General features: G+C 68.5%; 12 protein-coding genes. 3 read left to right on the top strand and 9 right to left on the bottom strand.

The window, feature by feature from the left end:
- Window positions 1-64: 64 nt before the first annotated feature.
- Together glmS and ACIRD7_RS12945 are read right to left on the bottom strand one after the other, a co-directional pair.
- Entirely contained in the window at window positions 65-1,882 is a 1,818-nt protein-coding gene (gene glmS, locus ACIRD7_RS12950; RefSeq protein WP_403452836.1) for a glutamine--fructose-6-phosphate transaminase (isomerizing), read from the bottom strand.
- A 14-nt stretch (window positions 1,883-1,896) separates the two neighbouring features.
- Window positions 1,897-2,154, bottom strand: coding sequence for a hypothetical protein (locus ACIRD7_RS12945; protein WP_403452835.1), 258 nt, complete (start codon window positions 2,152-2,154; stop codon window positions 1,897-1,899).
- A gap of 208 nt (window positions 2,155-2,362) precedes the next feature.
- On the opposite strand from ACIRD7_RS12945, the gene ACIRD7_RS12940 reads away from it, so the two are divergent.
- Window positions 2,363-3,925 carry a purple acid phosphatase family protein gene (locus ACIRD7_RS12940; RefSeq protein WP_403452834.1) on the top strand — a complete coding sequence of 521 codons (1,563 nt, stop codon included), beginning with the start codon at window positions 2,363-2,365 and terminating at the stop codon, window positions 3,923-3,925.
- A gap of 5 nt (window positions 3,926-3,930) precedes the next feature.
- Here ACIRD7_RS12940 and ACIRD7_RS12935 read toward each other — a convergent pair whose 3' ends face one another.
- A complete protein-coding gene (locus ACIRD7_RS12935) occupies window positions 3,931-4,788 on the bottom strand; it encodes a DUF4429 domain-containing protein (RefSeq protein ID WP_403452833.1) in 858 nt (285 codons plus the stop codon).
- Between the two features lie 143 nt (window positions 4,789-4,931).
- Here ACIRD7_RS12935 and ACIRD7_RS12930 point away from each other — a divergent pair, with 143 nt between their 5' ends.
- Window positions 4,932-6,452 (top strand): beta-N-acetylhexosaminidase, encoded by a 1,521-nt coding sequence (locus ACIRD7_RS12930; protein ID WP_403453079.1) that lies wholly within the window; start codon window positions 4,932-4,934, stop codon window positions 6,450-6,452.
- A gap of 64 nt (window positions 6,453-6,516) precedes the next feature.
- Here ACIRD7_RS12930 and ACIRD7_RS12925 read toward each other — a convergent pair whose 3' ends face one another.
- The 6 genes from ACIRD7_RS12925 to ACIRD7_RS12900 all read right to left on the bottom strand — a co-directional run bounded on the left by ACIRD7_RS12925 (window position 6,517) and on the right by ACIRD7_RS12900 (window position 13,731).
- Window positions 6,517-8,289, bottom strand: a complete 1,773-nt coding sequence (locus ACIRD7_RS12925) for an IucA/IucC family protein (RefSeq protein ID WP_403452832.1) — start codon at window positions 8,287-8,289, stop codon at window positions 6,517-6,519.
- The gene (locus ACIRD7_RS12920) at window positions 8,286-8,840 is read right to left on the bottom strand and encodes a GNAT family N-acetyltransferase (protein WP_403452831.1); all 555 of its coding nucleotides are present in this window, start codon (window positions 8,838-8,840) and stop codon (window positions 8,286-8,288) included. The genes ACIRD7_RS12925 and ACIRD7_RS12920 overlap by 4 nt, the downstream gene beginning before the upstream one ends.
- Window positions 8,837-10,123: a lysine N(6)-hydroxylase/L-ornithine N(5)-oxygenase family protein gene (locus tag ACIRD7_RS12915; protein ID WP_403452830.1), complete on the bottom strand. Its 1,287-nt coding sequence runs from the start codon at window positions 10,121-10,123 to the stop codon at window positions 8,837-8,839. The genes ACIRD7_RS12920 and ACIRD7_RS12915 overlap by 4 nt, the downstream gene beginning before the upstream one ends.
- Window positions 10,107-11,549, bottom strand: coding sequence for a lysine decarboxylase DesA (gene desA, locus ACIRD7_RS12910; protein WP_403452829.1), 1,443 nt, complete (start codon window positions 11,547-11,549; stop codon window positions 10,107-10,109). The genes ACIRD7_RS12915 and desA overlap by 17 nt, the downstream gene beginning before the upstream one ends.
- Window positions 11,550-11,750: 201 nt before the next feature.
- Window positions 11,751-12,560 (bottom strand): siderophore-interacting protein, encoded by an 810-nt coding sequence (locus ACIRD7_RS12905; RefSeq protein WP_403452828.1) that lies wholly within the window; start codon window positions 12,558-12,560, stop codon window positions 11,751-11,753.
- Window positions 12,561-12,684: 124 nt separating this feature from the next.
- Window positions 12,685-13,731, bottom strand: a complete 1,047-nt coding sequence (locus ACIRD7_RS12900) for an ABC transporter substrate-binding protein (protein ID WP_403452827.1) — start codon at window positions 13,729-13,731, stop codon at window positions 12,685-12,687.
- 358 nt (window positions 13,732-14,089) lie between these two features.
- Between ACIRD7_RS12900 and ACIRD7_RS12895 the strand changes: the two genes are divergently transcribed.
- Window positions 14,090-17,731, top strand: a complete 3,642-nt coding sequence (locus ACIRD7_RS12895) for a LamG-like jellyroll fold domain-containing protein (RefSeq protein WP_403452826.1) — start codon at window positions 14,090-14,092, stop codon at window positions 17,729-17,731.
- Window positions 17,732-17,766 lie beyond the last annotated feature (35 nt).

The raw sequence follows: 17,766 nt of genomic DNA, 5'->3' as shown, positions 1-17,766 counted from the left end.
AGCGCGGGGCCGCATCGACTGCGGCCCCGCGCTCGTCGGGTCGACTGCTGAACCGTCGGGCCGGCTACTCCACCGTCACCGACTTCGCGAGGTTGCGCGGCTTGTCGATGTCCCGGCCCAGGGCCAACGCCGTGTGGTAGGCGAGGAGCTGGAGCGGGATGCCCATCAGGATGGGGTCGAGTTCGTCCTCGTTCTTCGGGACCACGATCGTCTGGTCCGCCTTCTCCTGGTGCTGGTGGGCCACCGCCAGGATCTTGCCGCTGCGGGCCTTGATCTCCTCCATCGCGGCGCGGTTCTTCTCCAGCAGGTCGTCGTCGGGGACGATCGCGACCGTGGGGAGGGCAGGCTCGATCAGGGCCAGCGGGCCGTGCTTGAGCTCGGAGGCGGGGTAGGCCTCGGCGTGGATGTAGGAGACCTCCTTGAGCTTGAGGGAGGCCTCGCGGGCGACCGGGTAACCGCGGACACGGCCGATGAAGAGCATCGAGCGGGCCTCGGCGTACTCCTGGGCCAGCTTCTTGATCTCCTCCTCCTGCTCCAGCATCTCGGCGATCTGGGCGGGCAGCTTGCGCAGGCCCTCGATGATGCGCTTGCCGTCGCGGACGGACAGGTCGCGGGTGCGGCCGAGGTGCAGGGCGAGCAGGGCGAAGGCCACCGTGGTGTTGGTGAAGCACTTCGTCGAGACCACGCAGACCTCGGGGCCGGCGTGGACGTAGATGCCGCCGTCGGCCTCGCGGGCGATCGCGGAGCCGACCACGTTCACCACGCCCAGCACCCGGGCGCCCTTGCGCTTCAGCTCCTGGACGGCGGCGAGGACGTCGTAGGTCTCACCGGACTGGGAGACGGCGATGTAGAGCGTGTCGGGGTCCACCACCGCGTTGCGGTAGCGGAACTCCGAGGCCGGCTCGGCGTCCGCGGGGATGCGGGCCAGCTCCTCGATCATCTGGGCGCCGATCATGCCCGCGTGGTACGAGGTGCCGCAGCCGAGGATCTTCACGCGGCGGATCTGACGGGCCTCGCGGGCGTCCAGGTTCAGGCCGCCGAGGTGCACGGTGGAGAAGCGGTCGTCGATGCGGCCGCGCAGCACGCGGTCCACGGCGTCGGCCTGCTCGTGGATCTCCTTGTGCATGTAGGTGTCGTGGCCGCCCATGTCGTAGGAGGCGGCCTCCCACTCGACGGTGGTGGGCTCGGCGGTCGTACGCGTGCCCTCCGTCGTGTAGGTGCGGAAGTCGTCGGCCTTCAGGGTGGCCATCTCGCCGTCGTCCAGCGTCACTATCTGGCGCGTGTGGGTGACCAGGGCCGCGATGTCCGAGGCGACGAACATCTCCTTCTCGCCGATGCCGAGGACGACCGGGGAGCCGTTGCGGGCGACGACGATGCGGTCCGGGTAGTCGGCGTGCAGCACCGCGATGCCGTACGTGCCCTCGATCAGGCGCAGCGTCTCGCGGACCTTGTCCTCCAGCTTCTCCGCCTGCGAGCGGGAGATGAGGTGGACGAGGACCTCGGTGTCGGTCTCGGAGAGGAACTCGACGCCGTCCGCCTCCAGCTTGCGGCGCAGGTCGGAGGCGTTGTCGATGATGCCGTTGTGGACGACGGCGACCTTGCCCTCGGCGTCCAGGTGCGGATGGGCGTTCACGTCGGACGGGGCGCCGTGGGTGGCCCAGCGGGTGTGGGCGATACCGGTCGTGCCCTTGAAGCGCGCCGGGACCTTGGCCTCCAGGTCACGGACCCGGCCCTTGGCCTTGACCATCTTCAGGGCGGGCGCCTTCGGGGAGGAGACGACCACGCCGGCCGAGTCGTAGCCGCGGTACTCCAGTCGCTGCAGGCCTTCCAGCAGCAGCGGGGCCACGTCACGCTTCCCGATGTATCCGACGATTCCGCACATATATATAGGTATCCCTAGCCGTAGACGATCCGGCGCAGCTGCCGGAGCGTGAGCTCAGGCGGTGCCACCGTCCGGTATTTCAGGTCCGCCTCGATCTGTTCGAAGATCGTCGCGTTCACCAGGCCCTGGGCCTGGAGTTCGCGGTGGCGGCGACGGACGAACTCGTCGGTCGTCTCGTCGAAGTAGGCGAGCACGTCCTGGACCACCCGCAGCGCCTCGCCCCGGTTGAGGGGCGTGGTGCGGGTCAGGTGATCAACAAGGTCGTCGTGCACTCGGTAGATCCTGGGGTATGGGGGGCCGGTTCGCAAGAATCCTGCCCGATTTCGGGCAGTCGCCTGGTAATCGGCTGGCAATCTCCTGTTGAACCTCCTTGGAAGAACATTGAGGGTCTCATGGGAGCCTGTTCCGGAGCAGTCCACACCGCGGTCCGTATCTCGTTGCCTGAGGGGACGAGTTTCGGACGCCATGGACATTCCTCGCATGGGAGTACCCCAGCGGCTCGCCGAGCGCATGAGCATGGCCGAGCAGCACGAGTACCTGCACACCAAGTTCTCGCGGCGCACGATGATGAGAGGCGGAGCCGTCACGCTCGGCGCCGTCGCCGGTGGCGCGTTCGTGCCGGGCGGCACCGCCCAGGCCGCCCCCAGGATCCAGCCGCTCTCGCACACCGAGTCCGTCGACGGCGCCTTCGTCGCGCCCTTCGGCCGCCACCTCGCCTACGGCAACGACCCGCGCACCGAGATGACCGTCTCGTGGCAGGTGCCGGTCGCCGTGAAGAAGCCGTTCGTCCGGATCGGCGCCCACCCCTGGGACCTCTCCCGCAAGATCGAGGCCGAGGTCCGCTCCCTCCACACCCCGGCCGGCGTCGGTGCCAGTGCCGACCACACGCAGTACTACGTCCACGCCAAGCTGAGCCACCTGCGCCCCGGGCGGACGTACTACTACGGCGTCGGCCACCAGGGCTTCGACCCGGCCGAGGCGCACCTCCTGGGCACCCTCGGCACCTTCACCACCGCGCCCTCGCACAAGGAGCCGTTCACCTTCACGGCCTTCGGCGACCAGGGCGTCAGCTACCACGGCCTGGCCAACGACAGCCTGCTCCTGGGCCAGAACCCGGCCTTCCATCTGCACGCCGGCGACATCGCGTACGCCGACCCGTCCGGCGCCGGCAAGACCGCCGACACCGGCTTCGACTCGCGCGTGTGGGACCAGTTCCTCGCCCAGACCGAGTCGGTCGCCAAGTCCGTGCCGTGGATGGTGAGCTACGGCAACCACGACATGGAGGCGTGGTACTCGCCCAACGGCTACGGCGGCGAGGAGGCCCGCTTCACGCTCCCCGACAACGGGCCGGACCGGAAGAACCTGCCGGGCGTCTACTCCTTCGTCTACGGCAACACCGCGGTCATCTCGCTCGACCCGAACGACGTGTCGTACGAGATCCCCGCCAACCTCGGCATCTCCGGCGGCACGCAGACCACATGGTTCGAGGCGCAGCTGAGGAAGTTCCGCGCGGCCCATGACATCGACTTCGTCATCGTGTTCTTCCATCACTGCGCGTACTGCACCTCCACCGCGCACGCCTCGGAGGGGGGCGTGCGCCAGGAGTGGGTGCCGCTGTTCGAGAAGTACCAGGTGGACCTGGTCATCAACGGCCACAACCACCAGTACGAGCGCACCGACGTGATCAAGGGCGACAAGGTGGCCAAGAAGCTGCCCATCGGCGGCACGGCCTACCCCGAGAGCGAGGGTGTCGTCTACGTCACGGCCGGAGCGGCCGGCCGCAGCCTGTACGCGTTCACCGCTCCCGACTCCTACGAGGGCCACGAGAACGAGGTCGACTCCGTGGCCTCCTTCGTCAACCTCAAGGACGGCAAGAAGAACGAGACGGTCGCCTGGTCGCGCGTGCGCTACCTGAACTACTCGTTCCTGCGCGTGGACGTGAACCCCGCCCCGCGCGGCCGCTACGCCACCTTGAAGGTGCAGGGCATCGCCGAGACCGGTGCGCGCATCGACCACTTCACGGTCGCCCGCAAGGCCAAGTGAGCCGGTTACAACCGCTTCAGAACCGCCTGCTTGGCCATCGTGAACTCGTCGTCCGTCAGCACCCCCGTGCGATGGAGCTCGCCGAGTTCGCGCAGCCGGCGCAGGAGGGCGTCGTGGTCCTGCACCACGGTGTCCTCCTGCGGAGCGGCGGCCGCGACGGGCGCGGCCGGATGCGGAAGGCGGGCCTGGACCGCCGCCGCGACCAGCGCCATCAGCGGGTCCTTCTTGAAGCCCCACAGCTCCACGGAGTTGGGGTCGTACTTGGGCGGGGCCTTGGTGGGCGCGTTCTTGACGGTGAAGCGGAGGTAGCCGTTCTCCAGGCCCGCCGCCGGATGCCACTCCACGGCGGAGATGTCGGCGAGCGTGAGGGAGCGGGCGCCGGCAGCGGCCTTGGCGTCCTCCGTCTTCCAGTTCCACTCCAGCCGTACGTGCTCCCCGTCGAAGCTGGCCGTCGCGTCCCCGGCGGAGACCGACAGGGGCACCGAAGGCCCCGGCAGCAGGTACTTGTCGACCGGATCGCCCGGGACCTCGTCCAGCAGCAGCGCGTTGCGGACCTCGTCCACGAAGTACTCCGCGACGCCGTAGCGGTCGGACTCCACGATCAGCTGGTACGGATCGTGGGGCTCGGTGAGCCGGCCGCCACTGGCGTGCAGCAGCGGGTCGGCGCCGTCGCGCAGCCGCAGCCTGAGCCGTCCCGCCTTCTTGCCCTGCTCGAAGGAGACCCCCGCCAACGCCCCCAGGGGGACGACCAGTTCACCCAGCGTCTTGCGGAACAGGCTGACGTTCTTGTCCCGGCCGGGAGTCAGCCGCAGTGCGTCGCCGTCGAAGACCCACGTGCCGTCCTTCTGGATGATTTCCGCCATGGGGTGGATTGTTCCATCAGTCTCACGAGAGAGTGGTCCAGACCTCTTGGAGCTCAACGGCCCATGGAAGGGACGGTTTTGTGAGACACGGATTGGTCAGACACAGGACACTGCGCCTTCTCGGATCCCTGCTGCTGGTCGCGATGGGCGTCGGCGTCACGGGGGCCACGCCCGCGCAGGCCGCGTCGCCCACCCCGCTCGACCGGGTGGTCCCCGCGCCCGCCTCGGTCGCCCCGGGCGGCTCCCCCTACCGGATCACCCGCGACACCCGGATACGCGTGGACGACTCCCGTGCGAGCCGCCGCGTCGGCGAGTACCTCGCGTCCGTCCTGCGCCCCTCCACCGGTTACCCCGTCCCCGTCACCGCCCACGGCAGCGGCGGTATCCGGCTGCGCCTGGCCAAAGGCCCGTTCGGCGCGGAGGGCTACCGCCTCGACAGCGGCCGGGGCGGCGTCACCATCACCGCCACGGCGCCCGCCGGCCTCTTCCACGGCGTGCAGACCCTGCGCCAACTGCTCCCGGCGGCCGTCGAGAAGGACTCCGTCCAGCCCGGCCCCTGGCTGGTGGCGGGCGGCACGATCCAGGACACCCCGCGCTACGGCTGGCGTGGCGCGATGCTCGACGTCTCCCGGCACTTCTTCACCGTCGACCAGGTCAAGCGCTACATCGACCAGCTCGCCGCCTACAAGATCAACAAGCTGCATCTGCACCTCAGCGACGACCAGGGCTGGCGCATCGCCATCGACTCCTGGCCGCGGCTCGCGGCGTACGGCGGCTCCACGCAGGTCGGCGGCGGCCCCGGCGGCCACTACACCAAGGCCGACTACAAGGAGATCGTCCGCTACGCCTCCTCCCGCTATCTGGAGGTCGTCCCCGAGATCGACATGCCCGGCCACACGAACGCGGCGCTGGCGTCGTACGCCGAGCTGAACTGCGACGGTGTCGCGCCGCCGCTCTACACCGGCACCGAGGTCGGCTTCAGCTCGCTGTGCGTGGGCAAGGACATCACGTACGACTTCGTGGACGACGTGATCCGGGAGCTCGCCGCGCTCACGCCGGGCAAGTACCTGCACATCGGCGGTGACGAGGCGCACTCCACCAGCCACGAGGACTATGTGAAGTTCATGGACCGGGTGCAGCCGCTCGTCGCCGAGTACGGCAAGACGGTGGTGGGCTGGCATCAGCTGACCGGGGCGAACCCCTCGCGGGGGGCGGTGGCGCAGTACTGGGGGCTGGACGGTACGAGTGCCGAGGAGAAGGAGCAGGTCGCGGCCGCCGCGCGGAACGGGACGGGCGTTGTTCTGTCGCCGGCCGACCGGATCTACCTGGACATGAAGTACACGGCGGACACTCCGCTGGGGCTTGACTGGGCAGGGCTGGTCGAGGTGAAGCGGTCGTACGACTGGGATCCGGGCAACTATCTGCCGGGGGTGCCGGGTTCTGCCATCCGGGGTGTGGAGGCGCCCCTGTGGACGGAGACGCTCACGAAGTCGGACGACATCGAGTACATGGCGTTTCCGAGGCTGGCCGGGGTGGCTGAGCTGGGGTGGTCTCCGGCCTCTACGCACGACTGGGATGCGTACAAGGTGCGGCTTGCCGCGCAGGGGCCGCGGTGGGAGGCGCGCGGGATCGACTTCTACCGGTCGCCTCAGGTTCCTTGGTGATTCGTTGGACGTGAAGACGTGCACCCCCGGAGGACCGTACTCCGGGGGTGCACGCCTGTCTGTGTCAGAGCCCCGCTATGGGGTTCTTCAGGTTGCCGACCAGCTGGAGGGCGCCCGCCGGGTCCGACAGGTCGACCATCTGCTTGTTGTTGCGCAGCTGGAGGCGATTGAGGCAGGACAGCGCGAACTCGGGGGCGAACATGTCGTACTGCTTGAACTTGTCGGCGAGTTCGGGCACCGAGTGCTGGTAGTCCCGGGTGACCTCGGCGACCGTGCGCCAGAAGTCGTCCTCCTCCAGGATCCCCTCGGTCGCGAGGTTCGCGGCGAGGAAGCGGAAGAAGCAGTCGAAGACGTCGGTGAAGATCGACAGGAGCTTCTTGTCCTCCGGCACGTCCACGCGCAGCCGCTCGACCGTCGGCGGCAGTACCGCGTCCGGGTCCATGACGGCGATCTCCTCGGCGATGTCCTTGTAGACCGCCCGTTCCACGACGCCGTCCTTCAGGACGAGGATGACGTTCTCGCCGTGCGGCATGTACACCAGGTCGTAGGCGTAGAAGCTGTGCAGCAGCGGGGTGAAGTACGCCTTCAGGTAGCGGCGCAGCCACTCCACCGGCGTCAGGCCCGACTGCTCGATCAGCGCGCCCGCGAAGGAGGCGCCCTCGTGGTCGACGTGGACGAGGGAGGCCATGGTCGCCAGGGACTCGCCCTCGCGCAGCGAGGCCACCGGGCTCTCGCGCCACAGGGCCGCGAGCATCTTGCGGTACGGCGAGTAGCGGTCCGTCGCGGCCTCGTACTCCAGGTGCCGGTAGCCGACGGCGGCCCGCTCGCGGATGATCGACAGGCCGGTCTCGCGCAGCACCGGGTCGTTCTCGATGAGCTGGGCCAGCCAGTCGTTGATCGCGGGCGTGGCCTCCATGTAGGCGGCCGAAAGACCGCGCATGAAGCCCATGTTGATGACGGACAGGGCCGTCTTCACATAGTGCTTCTCGGGGCTCGAGGTGTTGAAGAAGGTCCGGATGGACTGCTGGGCCAGGTACTCGTCGTCGCCCTCGCCCAGGCAGACCAGGTGCCCCCGGGCGACCTCTGCGGCGAAGGTGACGGTGAGCTTGTTCCACCACTGCCAGGGGTGGACGGGGATGAAGAGGTAGTCGGCGGGGTCGAGGTCCTGCTCGCGCAGGACGCCGTGGAAGCGCTCGACGGTCTCCGCGCCCAGCTCGTCGCGGACGAAGGTCTCGTAGTCGATGCCGACGCCGGCCGTGAACGCGGCGCGCGAGCGGTGGGCCGCGAGCCAGACGAGCCGGACGGGGTTGCCGGTCTCGGGGGCGTACGAGAGGTACTCGTGGATGCCGAAGCCGAGCCGTCCGTTGTTGGCGACGAAGCAGGGGTGGCCCTCGGTCATGCCGGTCTCGATGGCCTGGAAGCCGCTTCTGGCCAGCTCGGCGACCGTGACCTGCGGCTTGGTGAGCTTGTAGCAGGTGCCGGAGAGGGTGGAGGAGATCTCCTCCAGGTAGACCGGCAGGACCTCGTCGCTCAGGCCGAGGGACTTCTGCAGCTCGATGAAGAAGTCCAGGGCGGCGAGCGGGAGTTCGGCCCCGTCCCGGTGGCGGGTGATCGAGTCGGCGTCGACCTGCCAGTGGTCGAGGGCCCGGATCACCGCCTTGAAGGTGTACCGGGTCAGGCCGTCGTCGCTGCGGACGACGTACTCGCCGTCGCCGGCGGCCTCCGGCGTGATGAGCCGCTCGTGGGCGAACTCGGCGAGACCCTTGCGGATCAGGAGGCGGTTGGCCCGCGCCCAGCGGTGGGGGGACAGATGCGCTACGGCGTCGGACAGGGTCATACGGCTACTCCTCGGGCGGCCAGGCTGTGCCTGTTGAAGAAGCGCTCGCGCGTGCAGAAGCTGAGCAGCGCGCGCTTCTCCGGCTTGTCGATCTCACGGACGGGCACGAAGCCGACGGCCTCGTTCAGCGCGTGCACGGCCTTGTTGCCCACGTCGGGCTCCACGACGACCCGGCGGGTGCGCGGGTCGGCGAACAGCTCGTTCATCACGGCGGTGATGACGGCCCTGGTGAAGCCGCTGATCGGCCGGTCGGTGGGGGCGACCAGGAAGTGCATGCCGACATCGCCGGGCTCGGGCTCGTACAGGCCGACCAGCTCGACGTACCGGGGGTCGTAGCTCTCCATCAGGAAGGCCGGTTCGCCGTCGTGCAGGCCCAGGAAGGCGTGGTGGTGCTCATGGGCCGCGATGCGCATGTACTCGCGCTCGACGTCCTGGAGTTTGGCGTCCTGCATCATCCAGAACGCCGCCTTGGGGTCGGTGACCCAGCGGTGCAGCAGCTCGGCGTCCTGGAGCGGGTCGAGGGCGCGGATGGTGAACGTGCCGATGCTCATACGGAGAACTCCTGGAACGCGATCGTCTTCTCGACCGGGTAGTACTCGGTGCCGAGCAGCTCGCGGATGATGTACGCGTTCCGGTACGGGCCCATGCCCAGGTCGGGACTGGTGATGCTGTGCGTGTGGACGCCGGCGTTCTGGAGGAAGACCCCGCGGCCGGTGACGTCGACGGCGTAGTTGCGGGCGACGTCGAAGTTGCCGTGGGAGTCGTAGACCAGGCGGTCGCGCACGGGCTTGAGGAACTCCGGCTCGGCGTACTTGTAGCCGGTGGCCAGGACCAGGCCCTGCGACTCGAGGTCGAACTCCTTCCCCTGCTCCTCCTGGCGGAAGGACAGGGTGTACGTGCCGTTCTCGTACCGCGCGCCGTTCAGCGAGGAGTTGGTCAGCAGGCGCGTGGGCACGGGACCGCCGAGGTTCTTCTGGTACAGCAGGTCGAAGATCTCGTTGATCAGGTCGCCGTCGATGCCCTTGAACAGGCCCTTCTGCTCGGCGGTGAGCCGGTAGCGGGTGGCCTCGGGGAGCTCGCGGAAGTAGTCGACGTACTCCGGCGACGTCATCTCCAGCGTGAGCTTGGTGTACTCCAGCGGGAAGAACCGCGGGGAGCGGGTGACCCAGTTCAGCCGGTAGCCGTGGACGTCGATCTCGCTGAGCAGGTCGTAGTAGATCTCGGCCGCGGACTGCCCCGAGCCGACCAGGGTGATCGACTCCTTCTTCTGGAGCTCCGCCTTGTGCTGCAGATAGCGGGAGTTGTGGAGGAAGTCGCCGCCCAGGCCCTGGCAGGCCTCGGGTATGTAGGGCGGGGTGCCGGTGCCGAGGACGAGGTGACGGGCGCGGTAGGTGTCACCGGCGGCCGTCGTGACGACGTACACGTCGTCCTCGTACCGGACTTGGGTCACCGTCGTGTTGAAGCGGATGCTGCTCAGTTTGTTCGCGGCCCAGCGGCAGTAGTCGTCGTACTCGACCCGCAGCGGATAGAAGTTCTCGCGGATGTAGAACGAGTACAGCCGGCCCTTCTCCTTCAGGTAGTTCAGGAAGGAGTACGGCGAGGTCGGGTCGGCCAGGGTGACCAGGTCCGACATGAACGGCGTCTGGAGGTGGGCGCCGTCCAGGAACATCCCCGCGTGCCACTCGAAGTCGGGCTTCGACTCCAGGAAGACGCCGTCGAGCTCGTCGATCGGCTCGGTCAGGCAGGCGAGGCCGAGGTTGAACGGGCCGAGCCCGATCCCCACGAAGTCATGAGTCGCGGGAAAAGGGGTCGGGTTTTCAGGACGCGCGGTCAAGGGACTCTCCCAGGTACTGCTCGGCGTGGCCGGCGATCAGGTCGAGGACGGCGGCCATGTCCTCGGCCGTCGTCTCGGGGTTGAGCAAGGTGAACTTCAGGTAGTGGCGGCCCTGGACCTTCGTGCCCGCGACCACGGCGTCGCCGGAGGCGAACAGGGCCTTGCGGGCGTACAGGTTGGCGCGGTCGATCTCGGCCGGGTCGGTGACGGCGGCGGGGATGTAGCGGAAGACGAGGGTGGAGAGCGTCGGCTCCACGACCACGTCGAAGCGCGGGTCGGCGGCCAGCAGCCGCCAGCCCTCCACGGCCAGGTCGCAGACCTCGTCGAAGAGCTGCCCGATGCCGTCGGCGCCCATCGTGCGCAGGGTCATCCACAGCTTGAGGGCGTCGAACCGGCGGGTGGTCTGGAGGGACTTGTCGACCTGGTTGGGGATGCGCTCCTGCACCATGCGGCGCGGGTTGAGGTACTCCGCGTGGTAGGTGGCGTGGCGCAGGGTCGAGGCGTCGCGGACCAGCACGGCGGAGGAACTCACCGGCTGGAAGAAGGACTTGTGGTAGTCGACGGTGACCGAGTCGGCGCGCTCGATGCCGTCGATGCGGCCCCGGTACTTCACGGAGGCCAGCAGTCCGCAGCCGTAGGCGGCGTCGACGTGCATCCAGGTGCCGAACTGCTCGCAGAGCTCGGCGATCTCGGGCAGCGGGTCGATGGAGCCGAAGTCGGTGGTGCCGGCGGTGGCGACGACGGCCATCGGGATCAGGCCGTCCTTCGTGCAGCGCTCCAGCTCGTGGGCGAGCGCGACGGTCTGCATGCGCTTGTCGTGGTCGACGGGGATGGAGACGACGGCGTCCTGGCCGAGCCCGAGGAGCTTCGCGGACTTCTTCACGCTGAAGTGGCTGACCTCGGAGGCGAAGATGCGCAGTTTGGCCAGGCTGTCGCTCTTGGCCTCCTCACGGGCGAGCAGGAGCGCCTGGAGGTTGGACTGGGTACCACCGGAGGTGAAGACGCCGTCGGCGTTCTCACCGAGGCCTATTCGGGCCGTCGTCCAGTCGATGAGCTTGCGCTCGATCAGGGTGCCGCCGGCCGACTGGTCCCAGGTGTCGAGGGAGGAGTTGACGGCGGAGAGGATCGCCTCGCCGAGCACCGCCGGGATGACGACCGGGCAGTTGAGGTGGGCGAGGTAGCGGGGGTGGTGGAAGTAGATCGCGTCCCGGAGGTAGACGTCCTCCAGTTCGTCGAGCACCGCGGCGGTGTCGTGCAGCGGCTTGTCGAGGTCGATCGCGTCGATGGCCGGGGCGAGGGCGTCGACGGTGACACCGGTGAATGGACGGTCGGTGGCGGCGAGTTTGGCTGCCACCCGCTCTATGCCTTCGGTCACGGAGCTGCGGTACCGCTCCGCGGTCGTGTCGTTGAGCAGGTGCGAGCGCATGGGGAGGTCCTCCGGTGGGGACGGGCCGTTTGGTGCGGGGGGTGCGTGATGCGTGGTGCTTGTGGCGCGTGTGGTGCTTGTGGTGCTTGTGGCGCGTGTGGTGCTGGCGATGCGCGCGTGAACTTAGGTTAGCCTAACCTAACTAACGTGGGTTCAGGGCAGCCTCGGTCGTGACCGTGATCACGTGGCTCCCGGCGGTAACTACTCGGCGGCGCGCAGCTGTTCCTCGGTCATCCCCTGGCGCCAGTAACCGACGAACGTCACCCGGCGCCGGTCGGTCCCGCGCTCGCCGACGAAGTGCCGGCGCATCGCCTTCACACGGCCGGACTCACCGGCGATCCAGACGTACGGACGCTCGGCGGAGGGGAGTTCGGCGGCGCGGACGGCGTCGAGGCCGTCCTCCTCGACCAGCCAGGTGATCGCGGCGTCGGCCCGCGTCGTCAGGTCCTGGATGTCCCCGGCGTCGTGCACCTCCAGCCACACCTGTGCGCGCATGCCGGCCGGCAGGGTTTCGAGGATGGCGGAGACTGCGGGTACGGCGGTGTCGTCGCCCCAGATCACCACGAGGTCGGTGTCCTGCGGCGGCCGGAACCGGATCGCCCGGTTGTCGGCGACGGCCGGCCCGAGCAGCAGCACCCGGTCACCGGCGGTGGCGCGGGAGGCCCAGTGGGAGGCGGGGCCCGCCGGGGTGTGCAGGACGAAGTCGATGTCGACCTCGTCGGGGTCCCGGCGCAGGGCGCGCAGCGTGTAGGACCGCATCACGGCCCGTACGTCGTCCGGGAGTTCACGCCAGCCCTGCCACCAGCCGTCGCCGAGTTCCAGGGGGACCTGCGGCTCGGTCTGGCCGGGGTGCGGCAGGAAGAGCGACAGGGACTGGTCACGCCCGTCGGAGTGGAAGGCGTGCAGGTCGGCCCCCGCGAAGGTGACCCGGACCATGGACGGCCCGAGCCGCCTCGTCCGTACGACCTGGAGGGAGAAGAATCGGAACGGGGCGGCTACGGCGGTCGTCATGTGTGCTCCTGAGGTGACGCGCCCCGAAGGGGCGCGGGGAACCGCGCGACCAGCCACAGTGGACGCGCGGTTCACCACGGTGCGATGGGCCTACGGCGCTGAACCGGCTCTCTCGGCGGAGCGCCTACGCGACCTTCTTGGCCTTCTCGATGGCCTCGGCCAGGCTGGTCAGCAGCGGCGTGCACTTGGCGTACGACAGGATCGGCTCGGGCGAACGCGCGATGACCTGACCGGCCTTCACGGCGGGCAGCTTCTTCCAGGTCGCCTCGGTGATGTCGGCCGGCTGAATCGTCGAGGAGCGGTCGTCCATCATGATGATGTCGGCCGGGTACTTGTCGACGTTCTCCCAGCTGAGGCTCTCGAACCAGCCGCCGCCCTCCTTCTTGGCGCTCTCCGGCGGCTCGACGAAGTTCACGCCGAGGGACTTGAAGTACTCCAGGTCGATGGAGAGGTTGGTGCCGGAGACGTAGAAGATGTCCTGGCTCGCGGAGCCGGCCATCACCTTGATCTCGGGGCGCGACTTGGCGGCCTTGCGCAGGCGCTCGGCGGCGGCCTCGAAGTCCTTCTTGGACTGGGCGACCTTGTCGGCCTTCAGGTCGGCGCCGAGCGACTCGGCCAGCTCCCACATCTTCTGCAGCGGCTGGGTGATCTGACGGTCGTAGACGGAGATGGCGGCGCTCGGGGCGAGCTTGGCGATCTTGTCCTTGGACGCCTCGGGGACGTACCAGAGGGTGCCGGCGCCGTCGAAGGTCGTGGAGATGAGGACCTCGGGGGCGAACGCCGCGTACTGCTCGACGTTGAACTGGTCCCAGACGTTGCCGAAGACGGTCAGCTTGCTGACGTCCATGTCGCCGGCCTGGACGTCGGCCTTGCCGTCCTGCGTCTTGGTGGGACCGAAGACGCCCTTGACCTCGATGCCGTAGTCGTGGAGGGCGGCCGCGACACCGACGAAGGCCACGATCTTCGTGGGGACCTTGTCGAGCTTCACCGTGGTGCCGCGGTCGTCCTTGAACGTCCAGGGGCCGGACTTGGCAGCGGTCGTCTCCTCACCGGAGCCACCGTTTTTCGCGTCCTCGTCCCCGCAGGCCGCGAGAACGGCTCCGAGGCCGAGGGCACCGCCGGCGGCGAGGATGCCGCGGCGGGTGAGGTGGGTGGCGCTGGCGTTGGACATGGCTACGCTGCTTTCGGACAGGGCTGATCACCCGCGGGACGATTTCGAAGGTAGGTTAGCCTAACCTGAGCTGATCTCCCAGGGGGGGGTGGCTGGAAGGTGCCCCTGGTGTGTGGCTGTGTGGCCGCCCCCTTCCTGTGACCATGACGTACCCCGTTCGGGTCTCGTTTTCCGATTGTTCTTCCGCTCTTTGGTCTTCATTCCGTGAATTGCTCAATGTGTGAGCAATTCACGGAAAAATCTTGACCGCGATCGATCAAGGTGCGTAGAAATTGCGCCTGTTGGGGATTTGGGGATCGCGGGGGTAGCAACGACGCGTGTTCTGGCATGTCATCAAAGACCGCTGGCAAGAGGGTGGTTGAGTCTCTTCGCCGCCTTCGCGGTGAGTGTGAGCACTGTCACCGCGCTTCCGGCGTTCGCCGTGAAGAAACAGGAACCGCAGGTCGCTCTCACCGACACACAGCAGGCCGCCCAGCAAGCCGTGCAAAGCGGTGAGCGTGTCGAAGTGAAGAGCGAGCGCTCCGAATACTCCACCACCTATGCCAACCCGGACGGCAATACCTTCTCCCTCAGCCTGTCGACCGTGCCGGTCCGTGTTCGGCAGACCGACGGCTCCTGGGCCGAGCCGGACGCCACGCTGGAGCGCCGCGCAGACGGCACCGTCGGCCCCAAGGCGGCTGTCGCAGACGTCTCGTTCTCCGGCGGCGGGGCCGGCGCCGACCTGGTGACGGTCGCCGAGGGCGGCCGCTCCCTGACCGTCGGCTGGCGGGGCACGCTGCCCGAGCCGACGCTCGAGGGCGCCTCGGCGGTGTACGCGGACGTCCTGCCCGGGGTGGACCTGCGCATGACCGCGACCGTCGAGGGCTACCGCGAGGTGCTCGTCGTCAAGACGCCCCAAGCCGCTGCGAGCGATGAGCTGAAGAAGCTGGACTTCCCGGTGCAGGCTCAGGGGCTGACCCTGAGCGAAGGTGCCGGGGGCGGTCTCAACGCCGTCGACGACAACGGCAACGCCGTGTTCCGCAGTCCCACGGCCCGCCAGTGGGACTCGGCCGGTGACTCCGCCACGTCAGCCGGGATCTCCATGATGTCCCTGCGCGCGGCCGACGAACCGGTCGTTTCCGACGGCGACCACACCCCCGACCCGGCGGCGGGTCCCAGTGACGGCGATGCGTCCGCTGTGCTGCCGGTCACGGCGGACGCCGACTCGATCACAGTCGTGCCGGACGCCGGTCTGCTGACCGGTGAGGAGACGGTGTACCCGCTCTACATCGACCCGGACGTCTCGTGGGGCGAGTCGGAGCGCACACTGCTGTCCTCGGACGGCGACACCTTCTACAACTTCTCCGGTGGCGACGACGGCGAGGGCGTCGGCTACTGCGGCACCTATGTGACCGGCGGCTACTCCTACTACTGCGGCTCCGGCTACAAGCAGCGCATGTACTTCGAGTTCGCGCCGACCGCGCTGCGCGGCAAGCGGGTGCTGGACGCCACGTTCCGGGTGACCGAGCGCTGGTCGATGTCCTGCGACAAGACGACCGTACAGCTGGTGCGCACCCCGAACATCTCGTCGGCGACGAGGTGGCCTGGCCCGACCAGCAACTGGGACATCATGGGCGACCGCACGGTGTCGGCGGGCCGGGGTACGGCGTGCGACCCGAGCCAGCCGGACGCGCCCATCGAGTTCAACGACGACCCGGCGCAGAACTACGAGAACCTCACCAACACGGTGAAGGCCTTCGCGGCTGGTGACTTCTCCCGGCTGACACTGATGCTGAAGGCGTACAACGAGTCGGACCCAAACGGCTGGAAGCGTTTCGACGACGACGCCGTGCTGGACGTCGACTACGTGGGCGTCCCCGCGCCACCCACCAGCCCCGGAGTCCTGTCCGGCGAGATTTCCTCCTGCGAGACCGACGACGGCGACCCCGACGTGCTTTCCGACCCCACGCCGACGTTCTCCGCGGTAGCCCAGACGCTCGCCGGCGGTGAGAGCTCGGCGGACCTGCGCACGCACTTCTTTGTGCAGAAGAAGAACGGCAGCAGCTGGGACGCGGTCACCGAACCCGTCCGGCCCAGCAGCGGATACGTCAACGACAACCAGAAGGTCTCCGTCAGTTCACCGGTGACCCTGGCCAACGGCGGGACGTACCGGATGGCGGTGTTCACCCGCTCCTACTACAACGGTGGCGGCAGCTACATCGAGTCGCACAGCACGGTCACGACCAAGGGCTGGTGCTATTTCAAGGTCGACACGACCGCACCCAAGGCCCCGGTGATCACGTTCGGCGGCCCGTACTCGCTGTGCACCGCCAATGCCTGCGCCCCGGCCGGTGGTCCTGGGGTCAAGGGCACCTTCACCTTCTCCCCGGCGTCCGGGGACACCAACAACGTCGCCTACCGTTACAAGCTGTCTTCGTCCACCTCCTGGTCGTCCTCGATCTCCGGAGCGACGGTGACCAAGGAGATCGCACCCGATCTGGCGGGCACCCAGGTGCTCCAGGTACGGGCCCTGGACAACGTGGGCAGCGGACGCTGGGGCGCCATCGCCGGCGTGATGTTCAATGTGCAGGAGAGCCAAGGCGCCACCGGTCGCTGGAACTTCAACGACAGCGCCGTCGGTTCCGGCGAGACCGTAGCCTCGGACTCCGCGACGGCCCCCGGAACCCGCCACCCGGCCACCCTCTACACCACCGGCGCCGGCTGGTCCGGCCTCGGGCGCCGCGGCTCCAGCGACCGCTCGCTGTGGCTCAACGACACCTCCGACACCACCCGGCAGTCGGGGTACGCGGCCACCTCGGCCGCGGCCGTCAACACCCAGTCCTCGTACACTGTTTCGGCCTGGGCGTACCTGACGGAGAACTCCGAGTTCCGGACCGTTCTCTCCCAGACCGGCACCGACCACTCCGGCTTCGTCCTCTACTACTCGGCCGGCGTCAGGCGCTGGGTCTACCGCTTCAACTGGTCCGACAGCTCCGGCACCCGGCACTACGTCACGAAGAACGCGTCGGCCGAAGGACCCCCGCTGAAGGTGTGGACCCACGTGGCCGCCGTCTACGACGCCGACGAGAAAACCATCCAGCTGTACGTCAACGGACGCGCCCAGGGCGAGCCGGTCGCCGTCCCGGCCGGCGGGGAGAAGCAGACCCCCGACGGGACACTGCAGTTCGGCCGCGGGAGCTCTGTGTACGGCTCCTACACGCAGTACTGGCGGGGACGCATCGACGAGGTCGCCGTCTTCCAGGAAGCCCTCACACCGGCCGCGGTCGCCAACGAGGCCAGACTGCTGGACTCCACGGACACCGCGACGGCCACCGAGCTGGTCGCCTCCTGGAACCCGGAGGGCGCGAGCGGCACGACACTGACCGACTCCGTCACCGGCTACGGACGCTCCCTGGCCCTCACCGGAGGTGCCTCGCTGGACGGTGAGGCGATTGTGCTGGACGGCAGCGATGACGCCGCCACCACCGCCGGACCGGTCGTCGACGACACCGGGTCCTTCACCGTCACCACCGAGGTCGAACTCGACCAGGCCGCCCTGAACGCCAAGGGCACCGGATTCATCGGCCAGGTCCTCGGCCAGCGCACCGCTGACGGCTCCGCCTGGGGCCTGTGGTACGAGACGACCGGCACCGAGACCCGTTTCGACGACGAGGACAACCCCTACGAAGTCCCTATCGGCTTCTGGCGGTTCGGCCGCCTCGCCGCCGACGGCACCTTCACCGCCGTCGACTCCGACAGCGCGGCCGTGGTCGGCAGCCGGGTGCGGCTGACCGGCGTGTACGACGCACAGGCCGGCACCATCGCCCTCTATCTCGACTCCACGCAGAACGACACGGACACCCCGTACACCGCCGTCCTCGGTTCCGGCGAACTCGCCGTCGGCAAGAGCTTCGTGAACAGTTCCTGGGGCCACTATCTGCCCGGCCGGATCTCGGACATCCGTATCTGGGTGGGGGCGGCGGCTGACGGCACGCAGGTGGACACGATGGTGGGCGGCTGACGGCCGCTCCTCGCTCCCTTCTCCTTCTCCTACGA

Origin of the sequence: Streptomyces sp. NPDC093568, from assembly GCF_044764945.1 — a bacterium.
In the GTDB taxonomy this organism is placed as follows: Bacteria; Actinomycetota; Actinomycetes; order Streptomycetales; family Streptomycetaceae; genus Streptomyces.
This window is presented reverse-complemented; position numbering and strand designations above follow the sequence as displayed.

Coding starts and splice junctions, on each gene's coding strand:
- ACIRD7_RS12920 (WP_403452831.1), bottom strand. CDS start 8,840: ATGAGCATCGGCACGTTCACCATCCGCGCCCTCGACCCGCTCCAGGAC.
- glmS (WP_403452836.1), bottom strand. CDS start 1,882: ATGTGCGGAATCGTCGGATACATCGGGAAGCGTGACGTGGCCCCGCTG.
- ACIRD7_RS12930 (WP_403453079.1), top strand. CDS start 4,932: ATGGGCGTCGGCGTCACGGGGGCCACGCCCGCGCAGGCCGCGTCGCCC.
- ACIRD7_RS12925 (WP_403452832.1), bottom strand. CDS start 8,289: ATGACCCTGTCCGACGCCGTAGCGCATCTGTCCCCCCACCGCTGGGCG.
- desA (WP_403452829.1), bottom strand. CDS start 11,549: ATGCGCTCGCACCTGCTCAACGACACGACCGCGGAGCGGTACCGCAGC.
- ACIRD7_RS12935 (WP_403452833.1), bottom strand. CDS start 4,788: ATGGCGGAAATCATCCAGAAGGACGGCACGTGGGTCTTCGACGGCGAC.
- ACIRD7_RS12940 (WP_403452834.1), top strand. CDS start 2,363: ATGGGAGTACCCCAGCGGCTCGCCGAGCGCATGAGCATGGCCGAGCAG.
- ACIRD7_RS12900 (WP_403452827.1), bottom strand. CDS start 13,731: ATGTCCAACGCCAGCGCCACCCACCTCACCCGCCGCGGCATCCTCGCC.
- ACIRD7_RS12905 (WP_403452828.1), bottom strand. CDS start 12,560: ATGACGACCGCCGTAGCCGCCCCGTTCCGATTCTTCTCCCTCCAGGTC.